General features: G+C 70.5%; 18 protein-coding genes. 4 read left to right on the plus strand and 14 right to left on the minus strand.

Annotated features, from left to right (window positions below; translation table 11 throughout):
* The first annotated feature begins 96 nt into the window (after nt 1–96).
* The 4 genes from ACIPQB_RS15490 (at nt 97) to ACIPQB_RS15505 (ending at nt 3738) form a co-directional block, all read left to right on the plus strand.
* Nucleotides 97–1623 (plus strand): collagenase, encoded by a 1527-nt coding sequence (locus ACIPQB_RS15490; RefSeq protein ID WP_446486145.1) that lies wholly within the window; start codon nt 97–99, stop codon nt 1621–1623.
* A 204-nt stretch (nt 1624–1827) separates the two neighbouring features.
* A complete protein-coding gene (locus ACIPQB_RS15495) occupies nt 1828–2196 on the plus strand; it encodes a BlaI/MecI/CopY family transcriptional regulator (protein WP_446486146.1) in 369 nt (122 codons plus the stop codon).
* Nucleotides 2186–3088 carry a M56 family metallopeptidase gene (locus ACIPQB_RS15500; RefSeq protein WP_446486147.1) on the plus strand — a complete coding sequence of 301 codons (903 nt, stop codon included), beginning with the start codon at nt 2186–2188 and terminating at the stop codon, nt 3086–3088. Before ACIPQB_RS15495 ends, ACIPQB_RS15500 begins: the two co-directional genes overlap by 11 nt.
* 98 nt (nt 3089–3186) lie before the next feature.
* Nucleotides 3187–3738: a hypothetical protein gene (locus ACIPQB_RS15505; protein WP_446486148.1), complete on the plus strand. Its 552-nt coding sequence runs from the start codon at nt 3187–3189 to the stop codon at nt 3736–3738.
* Nucleotides 3739–4186: 448 nt separating this feature from the next.
* Here the strand turns inward: ACIPQB_RS15505 and ACIPQB_RS15510 are convergent, their stop codons facing one another.
* From ACIPQB_RS15510 to ACIPQB_RS15575, 14 genes are all read right to left on the minus strand, one after another.
* Nucleotides 4187–5593: a sensor histidine kinase gene (locus ACIPQB_RS15510; protein WP_446486149.1), complete on the minus strand. Its 1407-nt coding sequence runs from the start codon at nt 5591–5593 to the stop codon at nt 4187–4189.
* A 3-nt stretch (nt 5594–5596) separates the two neighbouring features.
* Nucleotides 5597–5911 carry a type II toxin-antitoxin system RelE/ParE family toxin gene (locus ACIPQB_RS15515; protein ID WP_446486150.1) on the minus strand — a complete coding sequence of 105 codons (315 nt, stop codon included), beginning with the start codon at nt 5909–5911 and terminating at the stop codon, nt 5597–5599.
* Nucleotides 5912–6130 (minus strand): hypothetical protein, encoded by a 219-nt coding sequence (locus ACIPQB_RS15520; protein WP_446486151.1) that lies wholly within the window; start codon nt 6128–6130, stop codon nt 5912–5914. It lies immediately after the preceding gene.
* A gap of 32 nt (nt 6131–6162) precedes the next feature.
* Entirely contained in the window at nt 6163–6834 is a 672-nt protein-coding gene (locus ACIPQB_RS15525; protein ID WP_446486152.1) for a response regulator transcription factor, read from the minus strand.
* Between the two features lie 239 nt (nt 6835–7073).
* Entirely contained in the window at nt 7074–8639 is a 1566-nt protein-coding gene (locus ACIPQB_RS15530) for a trypsin-like peptidase domain-containing protein (RefSeq protein WP_446486153.1), read from the minus strand.
* A gap of 146 nt (nt 8640–8785) precedes the next feature.
* The gene (locus ACIPQB_RS15535) at nt 8786–9250 is read right to left on the minus strand and encodes a cytochrome c-type biogenesis protein (RefSeq protein WP_446486154.1); all 465 of its coding nucleotides are present in this window, start codon (nt 9248–9250) and stop codon (nt 8786–8788) included.
* Nucleotides 9247–11223 (minus strand): heme lyase CcmF/NrfE family subunit, encoded by a 1977-nt coding sequence (locus ACIPQB_RS15540; protein WP_446486155.1) that lies wholly within the window; start codon nt 11221–11223, stop codon nt 9247–9249. The genes ACIPQB_RS15535 and ACIPQB_RS15540 overlap by 4 nt, the downstream gene beginning before the upstream one ends.
* Before the next feature lie 166 nt (nt 11224–11389).
* Nucleotides 11390–11890 (minus strand): cytochrome c maturation protein CcmE, encoded by a 501-nt coding sequence (ccmE, locus tag ACIPQB_RS15545; protein ID WP_446486156.1) that lies wholly within the window; start codon nt 11888–11890, stop codon nt 11390–11392.
* Nucleotides 11887–13002 carry a c-type cytochrome biogenesis protein CcmI gene (gene ccmI, locus ACIPQB_RS15550; protein WP_446486157.1) on the minus strand — a complete coding sequence of 372 codons (1116 nt, stop codon included), beginning with the start codon at nt 13000–13002 and terminating at the stop codon, nt 11887–11889. The genes ccmE and ccmI overlap by 4 nt, the downstream gene beginning before the upstream one ends.
* A gap of 94 nt (nt 13003–13096) precedes the next feature.
* A complete protein-coding gene (locus ACIPQB_RS15555; protein WP_446486158.1) occupies nt 13097–14437 on the minus strand; it encodes a hypothetical protein in 1341 nt (446 codons plus the stop codon).
* Nucleotides 14438–14619: 182 nt separating this feature from the next.
* Entirely contained in the window at nt 14620–15999 is a 1380-nt protein-coding gene (locus tag ACIPQB_RS15560; protein WP_446486159.1) for an ATP-binding protein, read from the minus strand.
* Nucleotides 16000–16021: 22 nt separating this feature from the next.
* A complete protein-coding gene (locus tag ACIPQB_RS15565) occupies nt 16022–16699 on the minus strand; it encodes a response regulator transcription factor (RefSeq protein WP_446486160.1) in 678 nt (225 codons plus the stop codon).
* 18 nt (nt 16700–16717) lie between these two features.
* Complete coding sequence (locus tag ACIPQB_RS15570; protein ID WP_446486161.1) at nt 16718–17035, minus strand: PepSY domain-containing protein; 318 nt, start codon at nt 17033–17035, stop codon at nt 16718–16720.
* Between the two features lie 230 nt (nt 17036–17265).
* Nucleotides 17266–18201 carry a DnaJ C-terminal domain-containing protein gene (locus ACIPQB_RS15575; protein WP_446486162.1) on the minus strand — a complete coding sequence of 312 codons (936 nt, stop codon included), beginning with the start codon at nt 18199–18201 and terminating at the stop codon, nt 17266–17268.
* Between the last annotated feature and the right edge of the window lie 48 nt (nt 18202–18249).

Here is an 18249-nt window from a genome sequence, read left to right on the forward strand (position 1 = left end):
AAAAAAAGGGTTGCCTGCCGCCGCGTCGCCGGCTCAACCTGAGATAAGCTTCCGAAGACGGACATGTCTTCGGCGATGGGGATCGGGGGGAATCGAATGAAGGCGATCGCGCGCGGGCTGATGATCCTGCTGCTGGCAGTCCTGGCCCAGCCGGCTTCGGCCGCCGACCGCTGGCTGAAGGCCACGACCCAGCACTTCAACGTCTATGGCGCGTCGAGCGAAACCGAGCTTCGCGCCGCGGCGTCCGACCTCGAGCGCTACCACCGGCTGCTGGCCGGCGTCATGCCTGTGGACGGCCAGGCGGCGGCCAGCCGGCTGGACATCTATCTGGTCGGCGAGCGCGACGACCTGCAGAAGGTCGAACCGGGGCTGGACCGCGACGTCGCCGGCTTCTACCGCGCCGGCCCCGGCGGCCGGGCGGCCTTCGTCACCTGGAACGGCCGCGACCGCGACCAGGCCCGTCACATCCTGCAGCACGAATACGCCCACCACTTCATGCGCCAGAACTTCACCTGGGCCTATCCGGTGTGGTTCACGGAAGGCTTCGCCGAGTACTTCGCGACCGCCGAGGTGCGGGGCGACGCGATCCAGCTGGGCGGCGCGGCCGACATCCGCGCCCAGGCCTTGGAGCGGCAGCCCTGGATCTCGATGGACGCCCTGCTCGACGCCCGCCAGAGCGGATCGCGCGGGGCCATGGTCTACGCCCAGGGCTGGCTGCTGACCCATTATCTGCTGCGCGATCCCGAGCGGGCCGGGCAGTTGCAGGCCTATTTCGCCGCCCTGCGCGGCGGCCAGGCCGAGCCCGCCGCCTTCGCCGCCGCCTTCAAGACCGACAAGGCCGCCCTGCAGCGGCAGCTGACCACCTACGCCAAGTCGGGCATGACCTACACGGTGATCCCGATCAGGCCGCTGGCCGCCGCGGAGATCACGGTGACGCCGCTGCCGCCGTCGGCCGACGACCTGCTGCTCGACTCGCTGCGCCTGATGCGCGGCCGGCGCGGCGAGACCGACGCCCAGGCCGCCGACATCCTGGCGGCGATCGACAGGAAGGCCGCCCGCTATCCCGGCGACCCGCTGGCGGTCCGCACCCTGGCCCACGCCCAGCAGGTGTTCGGCGACCCCGCCGCGGCGGTCGCGACGCTGAAGGGCGCGCAGATCCAGGACGATCCCTATGGCCAGTACCTGCTGGGCGTGTCGTGGCTGTCGGTCGGCCGGCGCGACCCGGCCCGCCAGGCCGAGGCCGCGGCCGAGGGCAAGAAGGCGTTCGCCCGGGCCCTGAAGCAGGATCCGACCTTCTATCCCGCCCTCTACCGCTACGCCCGCACCCTGCCGGCCGGAAGCGACGCCGTGCTCGACGCGCTGGTCCAGGCGCACCTGCTGGCCCCTCAGGTCGAGGAGATCCGCATCGACGCGGTGATCGCCCTGCTGCGCAAGGGCGAGTACGACACCGCCGGCGCCCTGATCGCGCCCCTGGCCCAATCCCCGCACCTGAACCTCAATGTCGCCGCCGCCCAGGTGCTGCGCGACAAGGCCGCCGCCCGCCAGGCGCCGGCCAGCGACCAGGCCCTGGTCGCCGAGGCCCGGGCCCGACTGGCGGCCCTGGCCGCGGACGGCAAGTCCTAGAGCAAGCCGCGCGATGTTGGAATCGCTTAGCTTGCTCTAGATTTTTGTTTTCGCATCGCTTTTGCGGAAAACCGCCGGCCACTTTTCCGCGCGATGCTCTAGCCGACCGACCGCCGGACCAAGCCCGCTGAAGCTTGCTCGTCTTCGACCGCTTGACAGCCGATGTTACAGGCGTAATCGTTACGGTTCGACGAGGCGAAGCGCATGAACATCACCCAGGCCGAGAGCCGCATCATGGACGCGCTCTGGTCGCGCCACCCGCTGACGGTGGACGAGATCATGGCCGAGGTCGCCCCGTCGCAAGGCTGGGGCGAGGCCACGGTCAAGACGCTGATCAACCGGCTGCTGAAGCGCAAGGCGATCCGCTCGGACCGCATCGAGGGCCGGGCCCGCTACGCGCCGATCATCCAGCGCGCCGACTATGTGCAGGCCGAGAGCCAGAGCCTGCTGAACCGCCTGTTCGACGGCCAGCTGACGCCGCTGGTGGCCCATTTCGCCCAGCACCGGGCGCTGTCGGCCGACGAAATCAAGCAACTGAAGACCCTGATCGCGGACCTCGACGATGGTGGCTGAACTCCTGGCCATGACTCTGCTGCGGGCCCAGGCCGCCGCGGCGGCGGCGGTTCTGCTGGTGCTGCTGCTGCGCGGACCGGCCCGGCGGCTGATCGGACCGCGCCTGGCCTATCGCCTGTGGGCCCTGACGCCGGTCGCGGCGATCGCCACGGTCTTTCCCAGCCTGTCCGAGACCCTGGGTTCGGGCCAACCGCCGACCCTGATGGGCGAGGAGCACGCCGTCGCCCTGCTGGCCGCCTGGCTGGTCGGCGCGGTCGCCCTGGCTACGGCCATCCTGCTGCAGGAGCGGGCCTTCCGGGCCCGGGCCGAGGCCAGACGGGCCGGCCCGGCGGTGATGGGCGTTTTCTGGCCGCGGATCGTGCTGCCCGCCGACTTCGCCACCCGCTTCGACGCCGAGGCGCGGCGGATGATCGACCTGCACGAGCGCACCCACATCAAGCGCGGCGACCCGATCGCCAACCTGGCCATCGCCGGCGTCCAGGTGCTGGGCTGGTGCAATCCGCTGATCCACCTGGGGGCCCTGTGCGCCCGGCTGGACCAGGAGATGGCCTGCGACGCCACGGTGCTGGGCCTGCGGCCCGAGTTGCGCCGCACCTACGCCCTGGCGTTGGTCGAGGCCCATACCCTGCGCCAGGGCTCGCCCCTGGCCTGCTTCTGGGCCGCCCATCCGCTGCTGCTTCGGGTCAAGCTGCTAGCCCGGCCCGAACCCAGCCCGCGGCGCCAGGCGGTCGGCGCGGCCGCCATCGTGCTGCTGGCCCTGGTCACCGCCGGCGGCGTCTGGACCGTCACCCCGCGCGGCCCGCTGCCGCCGCATGACGTCTCCTGGCCCGGCCGCCCGATCGCCGAGGCCCCGGTCGACGGCATCAACCTGCCCACCATCCACCGCCGCTGACTTTCGCGACGTTCCGCCGTCGAAGCCCATGGCTTGACGCTTGAGATTACATCTGTAACTTTCATAGACTACAGATGTAATTTACACAGGGACCGCGCATGACCTTCGTCCTCCAGTTGCCGTTCTCAAGCGGCCGCAGGACCCGGCGCAAGGCCGTCGCGGTCCGCCTGTTCGACCTGATGGTCATGGCCCTGATCGCCCTCGGCGCCGCCCTGACGGTGGTCTATGTCGTGCAGTACGAGCTGAAGGTGGAGCCCAAGCGGCCGGCCCAGGGCGCGGCGCTGGCCAAGGCCAAAGTGATGGGCCGGGTGCGCTGGGCCATGGTCGAGCCGCGCCTGGTCGCCCGGCTGAAGCAGCCGCACGCCCTGGAGCTGGGCCGGGTCTGGGCCACCCGCGAGGGCCGGGTCTGCGGCCTGGTCCACGGTTGGGGCAGCTTCGGCGGCCTGACCGCCATGACCCGCTTCTACACGGTCGGCGACGAACCGGTGTTCAAGCAGGACGGCGGCGGCGACTTCGACTACCAATGGTGGCAGTGCAAGCGCGACCACTATGTGATCATCCGCGAGGGCTCCGAGGAGACCGGCTTCTGCGCCACCAAGCTGGGGCAAGAGCGCTGCTACACGGTGATCGTCGGCGCACGGACCTATTAGACCCACGGCCTTCGATTTCGACCGTTTTCATCCCCAACGCCGTCATCCCGGGCCTCGTGCCCGGGACCCATGGTTCAGCTGACAGCGAAGCGCAATGGCGCGCCAGCGCGCCACCCTCCTGCACCTGCGGCGGACAAATGGGTCCCGGGCACGAGGCCCGGGATGACGGAAAAGGGGGAAACGACAGGCCGAACTCAAGGGCGCTTGGCGGCGCGTCCCGTCCGACCCAGACCGGCTAGAAACGCACCGACCTCGTCGACCGCAACGGCCGCAACCCGGCCCCGCCGGGCGTCCCGCCTCGACGACCTGACGCAAGCGCTCGATCTTCAGATCGTCCTCACGCCGGCGCTGCACCACGAGCGGCAAGCCTTCGCGGACGACGTTCTTTGTCACCAAGGCAGCGTTCTCCAACCTCCGAAATTATCGACAGTTGGCGATCTTTGACAAGTCATTCGACCCGCGGCAGGACCAGGGCCACGCGCAGGCCGGGGCCGGAGCCGTTGTATTCGCCCGGCCCCTCGGCCAGTTCCAGCCGGCCGCCGTGCGAGGCGGCCACGGCCTGGACCAGCGACAGGCCCAGGCCCGCGCCGGGCTCGCTGCGGCTGTTCTCCAGCCGCACGAAACGCTGGATCACCCGGGCGCGGTCCTCGTCGGGCACGCCGGGCCCGGTGTCGGTGACCGAGAATTCCAGTTCGCCGGACGAGCGCCGCCGAGCCCGCAGCATCACCGCCCCGCCGCTGGGGGTATATTTGATCGCGTTGTCGAGGATGTTGGCCAGGGCCTGGGCGATGAACTCGCGGTTGCCGCGGATGTTCAGGGCGGGGGTGATCTCGGCCTTGAAGTCCAGGCCCTTGTCCTCGCAGCCGGCCTCGTAGAGCTCGGCCATGTCGGAGGCCAACTCGCTGGAGTCGAAGACCTTCTGGTCGGGCGCCTCGCCGGCCGCCTGCAGGCGGGCGATGGCCAGCACGGCGTTGAAGGTCTTGAGCACGCCGTCGGCGTCGATCAGCGCCGTCTCCAGGGCGGCGGTCGGGTCGCCCTTGCCGTTCTCGGCGTCGATCAGCGCCACCTCCATGCGGGCCCGCAGCCGGGTCAGCGGCGAGCGCAGGTCGTGGGCGATGGCGTCGCCGGCGTGGCGCAGGCCGCCCATCAGCCGCTCCAGGCGGTCGAGCATGTCGTTGAGGCCGACGGCCAGCTCGTCATATTCGTCGCGGGCTCCGCGCACCTGGGCGCGGGCGTGCAGGTCGCCGGCCCGCACCGCGTTCACCAGGTCGACCAGGCCCTGCATGCTGCGCGAGACGTTGCGGCTGATCAGCAGCCCCCCGGCCAAACCGAGAATGATCACCAGCACCGCCGCGCCCCACATGGCGCTGACGATCTTCAGCACATAGGCTTCGGACTCCTGGACGTCGGCCCCGACGAACAGCGCCTCGCCGCCGGCCAGGCGCTCCTGCACGCCGCGGGCAGAGCGTTTGACCTCGGCCCCGTCGATGTCGGTCTCGGTGAGCTTGAAGGTCTCCCAGGTCGGCCCCTGGCCTTCGAAGTCGTCGATCGGCGACTCCTCGATCGAGCCGGAGATCCGCTTGCCGTTCTTGTCGAGCAGCAGGTAGAGGAAAGGCCGCTCGCCGGTGGCCCGCTCGACGATGGTCTGGTTCAGGGCGTTGACCCCGCCCACCCGGTAGGCGGCCTCCAGGCTCTCCATCTCGCGGGTGATCTCGGCGTCGGCCCGGCGGTTCACCTCGCCGGCGGTGGCGATGTAGATGTAGCCGAGGAACGCGCTGGCGGCGGCCGCGAACAGGGCCAGGAACAGCAGGGTCAGCCGGAACGGCGTCGATCGGATCAGGCGCGGCAGGCGCATGGGCTAGCTCTTCTTGCCCATCAGGGCGGCGATGTCTCGGCGGCTGTCGAGGATGCGGAGGACGAGAATGCCGTCGCCATCCGAAAGCGGCTCGTAGATAATCAGCCACGGCGCAACACTGAAACTATGGGGATCGCCCCGTAGGTCTCGACGACGAGGACCAAGACGCGGGCGTTTCGCCAAACGCAGCATGGCCATGTCAAGGCGGACGAGAACCGTGTCCGCGCGAGCCTCGCCGCTGTCCTGAGCAATCCACGCGTATATACGGTTGAAGTCCGCCTGGGCTTCGCGGGACTTTACGACCTTGGGCGCGCTCATTCAGTCCTGGCGGTTCTTTCTGAACTCCCGTTTCGCCTCCGCGAGCATCTTCTCAAAATCCCAGGGCTCGGAAAGCCCCGCGGCATGTTCGCGCCGAGCCTGATCGAGCGACTCGTTGATCGCATCGCGATTGCGCACGATCCAGGCGTCCATCTCGGCCTCGGAAAGCTCCGGGCCGAAGTGGTCGTCATCAGGAACGGGCTGGGTCAGCTTGTTCATGCCGCTAGCCTATCACAGGCTCCGAACGCCGCCTACGGATCGAGCCGGTAGCCGGCCCCGCGCACGGTCTGCAGCATGGGTCGGTCGAAGCCCTTGTCGATCTTCGAGCGCAGGCGCGAGATGTGGACGTCGATGACGTTGGTCTGCGGATCGAAGTGGTATTCCCACACCTTCTCCAGCAGCATGGTGCGGGTCACCGACTGGCCGGCGTGGCGCATCATGAATTCCAGCAGTTGGAACTCGCGCGGCTGGAGATCGATCTCCTTGCCCTGGCGATGGACGGTGCGGTTGATCAGGTTCATCTCAAGCTCGCCCACCTTGAGGGTGGTCGCGACGGCCCCGGTCTCGCGGCGGCGGGACAGGGCGTCGACCCGGGCCATCAGCTCGGCGAAGGCGTAGGGCTTGACCAGATAGTCGTCGGCCCCGGCCCGCAGGCCGGTGACGCGGTCGTTGATCTCGCCCAGGGCCGACAGGAACAGCACCGGCGTCTGGTCGCCCTCGCGGCGCAGGGTCTCGACCACCTCGACGCCGTTCTTCTTGGGCATCATCCGGTCGACGATCAGCACGTCGAAGCCGCCCTTGCCGGCCTCGGTCAGGCCCGCCTCGCCGTCGGGGGCGTGGACGCACTGGTAGCCCGCCTCGGTCAGGCCGTGGCTCATCGCCCCGGCCGCCTCGAGATCGTCCTCGATGATCAGGATACGCATCACCAGCCCCCAAAGCAGGAAGGGGCGTCATCGCACGAATCGATGACGCCCCAGTCGTGTTGTCGTCACGTCCACCCATGGTGGCGCGATCCGCGCTCTGGCGAAAGCCCCCTTGCGAAGGCCTCCGTGATCGTCGCCCTAGAGCAAGCCGCGCGATGTTTGAAACGCCCAGCTTGCTCTAGTTTTTTGCTTTCGCATCGCTTTTGCGGAAAACCGGTGGCCACTTTTCCGCGCGATGCTTACGGCGCGATCTTCAGCGGCACGATGGTCGGCCGGCCGCCGCGGACGATCCGCAGGTTGACGCTGGGCCGCTGCAGCTTCTTGGCCGCCTCGACCGCCGTGGCGACCTGGGCGGCGTTGGTGACCGGCTCGCCATTGATGCTGGTCAGGACGTCGCCCTTGCGCAGGCCCTTCTCGCCGGCGTCGGAATTGGCTTTGACGCTGTCGATCAGCACGCCGCGCACGGCCGGATCGATGCTGTAGGTGCGACGGGCCGTGTCGTCGATCGGCGACAGGGTCATGCCCAGGGCGATCGACGTCTGGACCTGCGGCTTGGCCGGAGCCTCGGCGCCGTCGTCCTGGTTGTCGTCGTCGTTGAGCGCCAGTTCCTTTTCGGCCGGACGCACGCCCGAGCGGATTTCGATCGTGCGCGGCTTGCCGCCGCGCAGCACCGACAGCTTCAGGGTGTCGCCCGGACGGCCCTTGGCCACTTCGCGGGTCAGTTCCGAGCCGTTCTTGATCTCCACGCCGTTGACGGCGGTGATCACGTCCTCGGGCAGCAGGCCGCCCTTCTGGGCCGGACCGCCGGCCACTAGGTCGGCGACGATCGCGCCCTTGACGTCGCCCAGGCCCTGCGCCTCGGCCATCTCCTTGGTGAAGGGCTGGATCTGGGCGCCGATATAGCCGCGCACCACCTTGCCGCCGCTGATCAGCTGCTTGGCGGTGGCCTCGGCCACGTCGGCGGGGATGGCGAAGCCGATGCCCACCGAGCCGCCGGTCGGCGAGAAGATCGCGGTGTTGACCCCGATCACCCGGCCGTAGATGTCGAACGACGGGCCGCCGGAGTTGCCACGGTTGATCGGCGCGTCGATCTGGATGTAGTCGACGAAGGTCGAGGAGCTGTCGCCCAGGTCGCGGTTATAGGCCGAGATGATGCCCGCCGTGGCGGTGCCGCCCAGGCCGAACGGGTTGCCGATGGTGATCACCCAGTCGCCGACCCGCGGCTTGGCCTGGTTCTCGAAATTGACGAACGGGAAGGCCGCGCCCTTGGCCTTGGGGTCGACCACCTTGAGCACGGCCAGGTCGGTGCCCTCGTCGCGGCCGACGATCGTCGCCTTCAGCTCGCGACCGTCCTTGAGCACGACATTGATGCCGTCGTCGTCGGCGTCGGCGACCACGTGGTTGTTGGTGACCAGGTAGCCGTCGGCCGAGATGAAGAAGCCCGAGCCCGAGGACTGCTGCTTCGGGCCGGGGGCCTCCTCGCCGTCGTCGCCCGGCTTCTGGCCGCGCGGCACGATGTCGAAGCCCTCCAGGCCGGGGATGCGCAGCTTCGGCGCGGCGGCGGCCTTGGAGGTCACGTCGATCTGCACCACGGCGGGCGAGACCTGTTCGAAGATGTCGGCGAACGACAGCGGCGCGCCGGGCGGCGGCGCGAACATCGGGGCCGGGGCCCCTGAGGTGCGGATCACCTGCGGCTCGGCGGCGCCCGCCGGACCCATGCGCATGCCGACCCCGGCCAGCGCCGCGCAGGCCACGCCCGCGCCGGCCACCGCACCGATCATGAAACCAGACTTCCTAGCAGTCATCTTCCGTCTTTCCTCACCCACGGCGGCTCGGCGCCGGGTCTTTCGCGTTCAGAACCTAGTTGCGCTGGCGAAAGGCGCAATGGTCTTCGAACGATGTTTCCGCTACGCCCAAGATGGTCTTGCGGCGTCTTCGCGGCGCAATCGTGTCATTCGTCCTTCAACAACAGCTGAAGACGGGCTTCTTCCTCGGAAGAAAGCCCCTCCGGGTCCTGGCCGAGCGGCGTCGGGGCGGTCCGGCGGCGCAGGAGCAGGATCATCAGCCCGACGCCCAAAAACAGCGCAACCCAAGGCGTCGCCCAGAGCAGGGCGTTGCCGAGCGAGAACGGCGGCTTGAGCAGCACGAACTCACCATAGCGGTCGACCAGGAAGGCGCGGATCTGCTGGTCGCTGCGTCCCTGCTTCACTTGGTCGCGCACGATGCCGCGCAGGTCGCCGGCCAGGGCGGCCTCGGAATCGTCGATCGACTCGTTCTGGCAGACCAGGCACCGCACCTCGCGGAAGATCGCCCGCGCCCGGGCCTCCTGGGCCGGATCGGGCAGGCGCTCGGCCGGGTCGGCGGCGGCCCCGGCCATGCAGGCGACGGCGGCCAGGATCGCCAGGAGCCGCCTCACGCCGCCTTCTCCGCGCGCTTGGCCACCCCGAACCGCAGCCGCCGGTCCGACAGCGAGATCAGCCCGCCCAGCGCCATGACCAGCGGCCCCAGGAAGATCAGCCGCACCCAGGGATTGACGAAGGCCCGCACCAGCCAGGCCGGCTGGCCGTCGGCGCCCGCCCGCCGCTCGCCGAGCACCACATAGAGGTCGTCCAGCCCCCGCGGGCAGATCGCCACCTCCGAGGTGGTCTGGCGGCCGGTCGGATAGAAGCGGCGCTCGGGGGTGGCGGTGCAGATCTCGCCGCCGTTCCGGGTGATCTTCACGATCCCGCGCTCGGCGATGTAGTTGGCGCCCTCGACCGCCCCGACCTCGGTCAGGACCAGCTCATAGGCGCCCAGTTTCAGCCGGCCGCCGACGCTCATCGCCTCGGCCGCCTCGACCCGCCAGGTGGTCTCGAACGACGCGCCCAGCACGAACAGGCCCAGGCCCGCATGGGCCAGGGTCGTGCCCCAGGCCCCGCGCGGCAGGCCGGTGGCCCGGCGGCGGACCTCGGCCCAGGGGGCGCGGAAGGCCCGCACCCGCTCGGCCAGCTCCATCACCGCCCCGCCGACCAGCCAGGCCCCGACCGCCAGGCCGCCGCTGGCCAGGGCGTTGCGCGGGGCGACGACGGCGAAGGCCACCAGGCCCAGGATCGCCGCGCAGGCCAGGGCCAGCCACAGCCGGCGGACCACCAGCCGCGCGTCGCCGCGCTTCCAGGCCAGCAGGGGTCCGGCCGGCAGCACCGCCATGGCCAGGACCAGCAGCGGCACGAAGGTCATGTTGAAGAACGGCGGGCCCACCGACACCGCCTCGCCATCCATGGCCTCGCGGATCAGCGGGAACAGGGTGCCGACCAGCACCACGGCCGTGGCCGTCGACAGGATGATGTTGTTGAGGACGATGGCGCTCTCGCGGCTGACTGGCGCGAACAGGCCGCCGGCGTTCAGGCTGCGGGCGCGCAGGGCGAACAGCACGAAGCCGGCCCCGGCGGCGATCCCCATGATGCTCAGCAGCAGGATCCCGCGGGTCGGGTCGACGGCGAAGGCGTGGACGCTGGTCAGCACGCCCGAGCGCACCAGGAAGGCGCCCAGCATCGAGAAGGTGAAGGCGGCCAGGCCCAGGAACACCGTCCAGCCCGGCAGGGCCCCGCGCTTTTCCAGCACCACGGCCGAATGCAGCAGGGCCGTGCCGATCAGCCAGGGCATGAAGCTGGCGTTCTCGACCGGATCCCAGAACCACCAGCCGCCCCAGCCCAGCTCGTAATAGGCCCAGAACGCCCCCAGGGTGATGCCGACGGTCAGGAAGCTCCAGGCCGCCAGGGTCCAGGGCCGAACCCAGCGGGCCCAGGCCGCGTCGACCCGGCCCTCGACCAGGGCGGCCATGGCCAGGGAGAACACCACCGAAAAGCCGACATAGCCGCAGTAGAGAAACGGCGGATGGAAGGCCAGGGCCGGGTCCTGCAGCAGCGGATTGAGCGAACGGCCCTCGACCGGGACGTCGAGCAGCCGGGCCATCGGGTTGGAGGCGAAGACCGTGTAGGCCAGGAACAGCACGCCCAGCGCGCCCTGGGTGGCCACCGCATAGGCCCGCAGGCGCGGCGGCAGGGCCTTGCCATAGGTCGCCATGGCCGCGCCGTAGCCGGTCAGGACCAGGCACCACAGCAGCATCGAGCCCTCGTGGCTGCCCCAGGCGCCGGCCACCTTGTAGAGCATCGGCTTGGCGGTGTGGGAGTTGGCCGCGACATTGGCCACCGAGAAGTCCGAGACCACGAAGGCGTGGACCAGGGCCAGGAAGGTCAGGGCCGTGCACAGGAAGGCCCCGATCGCCGCGCCCCGCCCCGCCCCGGCCAGGATCGACATCCGCCGCGCCCCGCCGACCGCCGACAGCAGCAGTTGCAGGACCGACAGCACCAGGGCCAGGACCAGGGCGTAGGCCCCGAATTCGGTGATCATGACAGCACTCCCCTTCTCCCCTTGCGGGAGAAGGTGTCGCGAAGCGACGGATGAGGGGTCGAAGGCGTGATCAGCCGCGCACGGACAGGACGGCGCGACCCCTCATCCGTCGGCCTTCGGCCGCCACCTTCTCCCGCAAGGGGAGAAGGAATGGAAAGGCGGCCGGTCACGTCGTGGGCTTCCCCGACCTGTAGCCATCATAGGCCGGCTTGGCGCCGTCCCCGCGCCACTCGCCCTGTTCCTTCAGGGCCTTGGCGACCTCGCGCGGCATGTAGCGCTCGTCGTGCTTGGCCAGCACCTGGTTGGCGACGAAGGCGCCGGAGGCGTCGAAGGCGCCGGACGCGACGACGCCTTGGCCCTCGCGGAACAGGTCGGGCAGATCGCCGCGATAGCGCACCAGGGCGGTCGAGCGCTGGTCGGCGACCACGAACTCGACCAGCCCGTCCGGATGCTTGACCACGCTGCCCTTCTGGACGAGGCCGCCCAGCTGCGCCTTGCGCCCGGCCGGCACGTGGGCGGCGGCGGCCTGGGACGGGGTGTAGAACAGCGAGATGGCGTCGCGCATGCCCCACAGGGCCAGGCCCACCGCCAGGGCGACGACCGGCGCGACGGCCAGCAGGACGGTCAGGCGGCGGCGCGCCTTGCGGGACTTGGGCAGGAAACTCATGGCGTCGGGGCTTTGGGGGTCTGGGCGGCCTGGCGCAGGGCGGCCAGCACCTTGGGCTGGTCGCCGAAGCGGCCCTGCGCCTTGGCGAGGGCGGCGTCGCGCCTGGCCGTGTCGCCGAGCACGGCATAGGCCCGCACCAGCCGGATCCAGCCGTCGGAGTCGTCGGGATTGGCTTCGAGCTTGGCGGCGAGGCTGGCGACCATGCCCTCGATCATACCCTGGACGCCGGCGTCGGCGCCCTGGGCAGGCTGGCCATCGGCGGGGGCGGCGTCGGGCAGGCGGCCCAGGGCCGCGACCTGCGCGATCTCCTGGCCGAAGCCGGCGCGGCGCGGATCGTCGGCGGGCAGGTCAGCCAGCAGGGCCCGCCAGTCCGCGAGGCCGCCGGCCAGGTCGCCGTCGGCGATCCGGGCCTTGGCCAGGTGATAGCGGGCGCTGATGTTCTTGGGGTCGCGCCTGAGGGCCTCGCCGAAGGCGCGGCGGGCGTCGGTCCCGATCTCGCCGTCGCCCTCGGCGACGAAGGTCTCGCCGAGCCCGGCCCACAGATCGACCCGGTCAGGAGCCAGGGCCACGGCGCGGCGCAGGGCCTGGGCCGCGCCGGTCGCATCGCCGCCGGCCATACGAGCCAGGGCCAGGTGCTTGAGGGGTTCGGGATCGCGGGGCCGCTGGGCCGCCACCTGCTCCAGCACGGCGGCGATCTTCTCGGGCTCCAGCTGGCCCGGATCGCTGGCGCGCCATTGCGCCACCCGCTTCAGGAACGGCTGGTCGGCCAGGCCGGGAACGCCGACCTGCATGTAGACCGCCAGGGCCACCAGCGGGGCCAGGGCGGCGACGGCCAGGACCAGCGGCCGGGTCTTGGGGGAAGCGGGGGCCCAGGGCGTCTGGTGATCGGCGGCGGCGATCAGGCGGCGGCCGGCTTCGGCGCGGGCCGCCTTCAGCTCGCCGTCGGCCAGCAGGCCGCGCTCGGCCAGATCGTCGATCTCCGACAGCTGCCGCCGGTGCACGGCCAGGCTGGCGTCATCGCCCGCCGACAGCGACGCGCCTGCCGCGCCGCGCAGCACCAGGGCGGCGACGACGGCCGACAATCCCGCCGCAGCGATCCAGAAAGCGATCATGCGCGCGTGTTAGCGGGGAATGGCTTCGGCCGTTAGCGAAAAAATCGCTTAAGGGCGGCCGAATCGAGCCTTGCTCGCCTGCGCGGCCGAAGCCCTAGGCGGCCGCCGCCATGGCCGCCGCGGCGCGGCGGCGGACGATCTCGGCGGTCTTGTCGTCGCGACTGTAGCCGATGTAGCTGGCGGCCAGGTCGACATAGCGCTGGGCGATCACCTGGTCGCCGCCCTCGCCGGTGCGGACCACGTGCAGGATGTCCTCGATATAGTGATCCAGGCGGGCATTGAGCTTTTCCAGCACCTTGGCCCGGCTCGAACCATAGCCGCTCTGGGCGGCGCAGGGGCGGGTGTCGGCCAGAAAGGCCAGGACCGCGGTCATCCTGCGGTTCAGCCGCTCGTCGGGCTCGGCCGTCAGCAGCGGCACGCCCTTGCCGCCCTTGCCGCCCAGCATCGAGATCGGCCGCAACGGCAGGGCGGCCAGCAGCTCCTTCTCGGCCGCGTTCATCCGCGCCTCGGCGGCCTGGGCGACGGCCTGCTTGTGCTTGGCCAGCCGGCGGCCCCAGGGCCCGTCCTTGGCCAGGTCGACCGACTGTTCCAATTCGGTGATCTGCTGGGCGACCTTCTGGGCGGCCAGGGCGGCCTTGCGCCCTTCGGCCTCGCCCTTGTCGGCGTCGAAGCCGCGGACGAAATCGATGTTCTTCTCGATGTCGGCCAGCACCCGCTCGCCGAACAGACCGACCTCGGAGGCGGCCCAGAAGCGGTCGCCCGGCCGGTCCATGACCGCCGAGATCACCCGCAGGATGCGCCAGTCGTCGGGCAGGTGGGCGGCCAGCATCTCGAACAGCAGCGGCCCGGCGTCGGGGCGGATCGCGCAGGCGTCCTTGTAGGCCAGGCGGGCCGACGAGGCCCGCTCCTCGCTCATCCGACTAACCCATTCCGACAGCTTGGGCAGGGCCGCGCGGACGATGGCCGACAGTTCCAGGCACGAGGCCAGGGTGTCGGTGTCGCAGATCGGGGCCAGGGCCGTAAAGCCCGGCGTCGCCTGGGCGCGCAGGCCCTCGGCGGCGATCTTGCAAAGCGCGTTGAAGACATCCGGCGGCCCCTGCTCCAGGTCCCACGGGTTGCAGCGGGCCGCGGCCTCCTCGACCTGGCGCGGGGCCTCGGCCTTCAGGGCCGCCCACAGCAGGCCGAGCGCGCGCGGCGGGAACGAGGTCTGGTCGGCGTCGCGGGCGGCGAACAGGGGAACGATCGGCGCCAGAACGCAGTTGCGGATATAGCGGGCGGCGGTCTCGTCCTCGACCAGGCGGCGCACGGCCGCAAGGGCGCCCTGCCCTCCCGCCGGTCCCGACAGGGCCAGCTCCAGGCTGCGCAAGGCTGCGTCGGGCGCGGTTTCCACCAGCATCCGAACCATCAGCAACTTGTTGGCGGCGATCCCGGCCATGCCCCCCCGCTGGATCAGCCCACACCGGGCCGCGTCAACCATGTTGCCAACGAGGTTAAGACTTTCCGAAACCATATGTTTTTGCCGTACGAACGGCAGCGTCGAAAGGTCGCTGGGGGTGAAAAACAACCTTCGGGCGGCGGACGCGCATCGACAGGTTGCGACAGGGTCGCGCGCGGCCCCTATCCCTCGGACCGCGGCAGCACCAGGATCACGCGCAGGCCGCCCAGCGGTGAGGCGCCGAGGGTCACCGAGCCGCCATAGGCGCGGGCCAGTTCGTCGACGATCGACAGGCCCAGGCCCGAGCCCGGCGTGTGCTCGTCCATCCGCTGCCCCCGCTTGAGGGCGTCGATCCAGCGGTCGGGCGGCAGGCCCGGACCGTCGTCGTCGACCGTCAGGGTCATGCGCTCGGGCGAGCTGGCCTCGGCCTCGACTCGAATCTTGCCGCGGCACCACTTGCCGGCGTTTTCCATGACGTTGCCGGCCAGCTCCATAAAGTCCTGGCGCTCGCCCTGGAAGCAGAGGTCCTCGGGACAGCGCCAGTCGATCTCGACGCCCTTGTCCTGGAAGATCCGCTCCAGGGTCACGGCCAGTTCGTCGAGGATCGGCTCGACCGGCGTGCGCTCGCCCGAGGTCTGGGACCGGGCGGCGGCGCGGGCCCGGCGCAGGTGGTGGTCGACCTGCTCGCGCATCACGTCGGCCTGGCGGCTGACCACCTCGGCCAAGGGGCTGGGCTGCTGGTTGGCCTCGGTCAGCATCACCGACAGCGGAGTCTTCAGGGCGTGGGCCAGGTTTCCGACGTGAGTGCGCTGGCGCTCGACGACTTCCTGGTTGTGGGTCAGCAGGGCGTTGAGCTCGACGGCCAGCGGCTCCAGTTCCTCGGGATAGCGTCCTTCCAGCTTCTCGGCCTTGCCGCGGCGCACCGAGCCCAACTCCCGCCGCAGGCGGAACAGGGGCAGGAGGCCGACGCGCACCTGCACCACCACCGCTGAGACCAGGCCCGCCCCCAGCAGGATCAGGGCAATGGCGGTGTTGCGGGCGAAGATGTCGGCGTCGCGGTCGATCGGCGAGCGGTCCTCGGCGGCGATGAACACCACCGGCCGCGGATAGCCCGGCAGGCGGGTCAGGATCGCCGCCGCCCGCAGGCGGGAGTTCTGCGGACCGGGCAGGTCGAAGAACTGGGTCTTGCCGGGGTCGGCGGCCAGGCGCTCGGTCTGGATCGCGGGGATGGTCAATGAGCTGTCGAACAGCGAACGCGACTGGTCGATCATCCGCAGGGTCCGCGCGGGCGTCATGTCCAGGATCTGCCAGTAGCGGCCGGAATAGACCCGGGTGGCGCGGATGTCGGTGAGGAACGGGGCCTTGACCACGCCGTCCTCGACGCTGGAGCTGGCATAGAGGTCGTCGGTCAGCACCGTCAGGGCCGCGTCGAAGCGGCGGATGGCCGAATCGCGGAACTGGGCGGTCAGGAATAGGCCGGCGATCAGCAGCACCACCAGGTTCCAGCCGGCCGCCAGCAGCACCAGCCGGCGGACCAGCGAACGCTTGCTGAGGTCCCACACGGCTAGGCGCTCCTGTGGGGCGTCACTCGGTGGTCTCGCCTTCCAACGGGGTCAGGCGGTAGCCTAGGCCGCGCACCGTCTCAATGCGGTCGCTGCCCAGCTTCTTGCGCAGGCGGCCGATGAACACCTCGATGGTGTTGCTGTCGCGGTCGAAGTCCTGGTCGTACAGGTGCTCGACGAGCTCGGTGCGGCCGATCACTCGGCCCTGGTGCATCATCATGTAGTGCAGCAGGCGGTATTCCAGCGAGGTCAGGCGCAGGGGCTCGCCGTTGACGCTGGCCCGGGCGGCGCGGGGGTCCAGCCGCAGACCGCCGCAGCTGAGGCTGGGCGAGGCGTGGCCGGCCGAGCGGCGCAGCAGAGCGCGCAGGCGGGCCAGCAGCTCCTCGGTGTGGAACGGCTTGGTCAGATAGTCGTCGGCGCCGGCGTCAACGCCGGCGACCTTCTCGTTCCACGACCCGCGGGCCGTGAGGATCAGCACCGGCGTGGCGACGCTGCCGCGTCGCCAGCGCTCCAGCACCGACACCCCGTCGACCTTGGGCAGGCCCAGGTCCAGCACCACGGCGTCGTAAGGCTCGGTCTCGCCCAGGAACTGGGCCTCCTCGCCGTCGGCGGCGTGGTCGACGGCGTAGCCCGCATCGCCGAGGGCCAGCTTCAGCTGGCGCGACAGGTCGGGATCGTCTTCGACAAGCAGGATGCGCATGGGTGGCCTTTGTTGCCGCTAGTCGGCGCTGAGGATCTGGCCGGTCCGGGCGTCGACGATGAAGTCGATGCGGCGGCCGTCGGTCGTGGCCCAGCGTACGCGATAGTTGGGACCTTCGAGGCCGGCGTCCAGCACCCGGCCCGGCGTGCGGCGGCTGATCTGCTCGATCACCCGGCCCAGCGGCACCAGCTGGCCCGACTGCACCCCGCCCCGCGCCTGGTCCTGCCGGGCCCGCCAGTCGGCGCCCAGCGAGTCCGGCCCGCGCTGCGCCAGGGCCGCGCCCGGGAGGGCGGCGGCGGCCAGGGCGGCGGCGAAGAGGATGTGGATCGGCTTCATGAGTTCGGGTTTAGAACATCGCGGCTGAATGGAGACTGAACGTAGGGTTTATGGACGGGGTGGGTCATTCTGTCACGGGCTGGGTGGGCGCGTGAACTCGCGATCGCCAGCCTGCTTCGCTGGCGGCCGGCTGAGCGCATGTTTCAGGCGCTCCTCCCCCGAGGCAGGCCCGAACAAATCCTGACGTTGGATCGCGTTTCCTTGAGCGCAGGCCGCTCGGCGCTAAAAATCTACCGCCGCTTGGGCGTATAGGGCCGCTTCTCGCGCCACTGCTCGGCGAACTTTTCCAGCTCGGCGTCCGGCGCTTCCGGCAGGGTCACCACCAGCCGCGCGAACAGGTCGCCGCGCTTACCCTTGGCGTCCGCAAGGCCGCGGCCCTTGAGCCGCAGCTTGGCCCCGGTGTTGGAGCCCTTGGGGATCGACAGGGTCACCGGACCGTCGGGCGTCGGGGCCTCGACCTTGCCGCCGAGCACCGCGTCGGGCACCGAGATCGGCAGGTCCATGATTAGGGTGTCGTTGTCGCGCTGGTAGATCCGGTGCGGCTTGATCGCCAGCTCGATCAGGGCGTCGCCCGCCCCGCCGCGGCCAGGACCGCCCTGCCCCTTCAGGCGCAGGGTCTGGCCTTCCTGGGCGCCGATCGGGATGGTGACGTCGATGGTGCGCCCATCGGAGAAGGCCACGCGCTTCTTGCCGCCCTTGATCGCCTCTTCCAGATCGATGTCGAGGCGGGCCCGCACGTCGACGCCGCGCGGCGAGAAACCGCCGCCGCTAAAGCCGCCGCCCGCCCCGGCCCCGCGGTTGCGGCCGAGAATGTCGCCGAACAGGTCGTTGAGGTCGATCTCCGGACCCTCTGCGCCGCCGCGCGAGAAGCCGCCGCCGGCGCGGTTGAAACCGCCGCCGAACGGGTTGCCGCCCGCGCCGCCGAAGCCGCGCATGGTCTCGCGGCCGTCGGCGTCGATCTCGCCGGCGTCGAACTTCTTGCGCTTTTCGGGATCGCCGATGATGTCGAAGGCGGCGCTGGCCTGCTTGAACCGCTCCTCGGCCTTCTTGTCGCCCTTGTTGGCGTCGGGGTGGTGCTGCTTGGCGAGCTTGTGGAACGCCTTGCGGATCTCGGCCGCAGTGGCGGTGCGGGAAACGCCAAGTTCCAGATAGGGGTCGCGCGCCAAGGAGGCTCCTCGCATCGGAAAGAACGAAACTTACGGCCCTCAATTAGG

Source organism: Caulobacter sp. LARHSG274 (assembly GCF_052871235.1).

Coding starts and splice junctions, on each gene's coding strand:
- ACIPQB_RS15490 (WP_446486145.1), top strand. CDS start 97: ATGAAGGCGATCGCGCGCGGGCTGATGATCCTGCTGCTGGCAGTCCTG.
- ACIPQB_RS15495 (WP_446486146.1), top strand. CDS start 1,828: ATGAACATCACCCAGGCCGAGAGCCGCATCATGGACGCGCTCTGGTCG.
- ACIPQB_RS15500 (WP_446486147.1), top strand. CDS start 2,186: ATGGTGGCTGAACTCCTGGCCATGACTCTGCTGCGGGCCCAGGCCGCC.
- ACIPQB_RS15505 (WP_446486148.1), top strand. CDS start 3,187: ATGACCTTCGTCCTCCAGTTGCCGTTCTCAAGCGGCCGCAGGACCCGG.
- ACIPQB_RS15510 (WP_446486149.1), bottom strand. CDS start 5,593: ATGCGCCTGCCGCGCCTGATCCGATCGACGCCGTTCCGGCTGACCCTG.
- ACIPQB_RS15515 (WP_446486150.1), bottom strand. CDS start 5,911: ATGAGCGCGCCCAAGGTCGTAAAGTCCCGCGAAGCCCAGGCGGACTTC.
- ACIPQB_RS15520 (WP_446486151.1), bottom strand. CDS start 6,130: ATGAACAAGCTGACCCAGCCCGTTCCTGATGACGACCACTTCGGCCCG.
- ACIPQB_RS15525 (WP_446486152.1), bottom strand. CDS start 6,834: ATGCGTATCCTGATCATCGAGGACGATCTCGAGGCGGCCGGGGCGATG.
- ACIPQB_RS15530 (WP_446486153.1), bottom strand. CDS start 8,639: ATGACTGCTAGGAAGTCTGGTTTCATGATCGGTGCGGTGGCCGGCGCG.
- ACIPQB_RS15540 (WP_446486155.1), bottom strand. CDS start 11,223: ATGATCACCGAATTCGGGGCCTACGCCCTGGTCCTGGCCCTGGTGCTG.
- ccmE (WP_446486156.1), bottom strand. CDS start 11,890: ATGAGTTTCCTGCCCAAGTCCCGCAAGGCGCGCCGCCGCCTGACCGTC.
- ccmI (WP_446486157.1), bottom strand. CDS start 13,002: ATGATCGCTTTCTGGATCGCTGCGGCGGGATTGTCGGCCGTCGTCGCC.
- ACIPQB_RS15555 (WP_446486158.1), bottom strand. CDS start 14,437: ATGGCCGGGATCGCCGCCAACAAGTTGCTGATGGTTCGGATGCTGGTG.
- ACIPQB_RS15565 (WP_446486160.1), bottom strand. CDS start 16,699: ATGCGCATCCTGCTTGTCGAAGACGATCCCGACCTGTCGCGCCAGCTG.
- ACIPQB_RS15570 (WP_446486161.1), bottom strand. CDS start 17,035: ATGAAGCCGATCCACATCCTCTTCGCCGCCGCCCTGGCCGCCGCCGCC.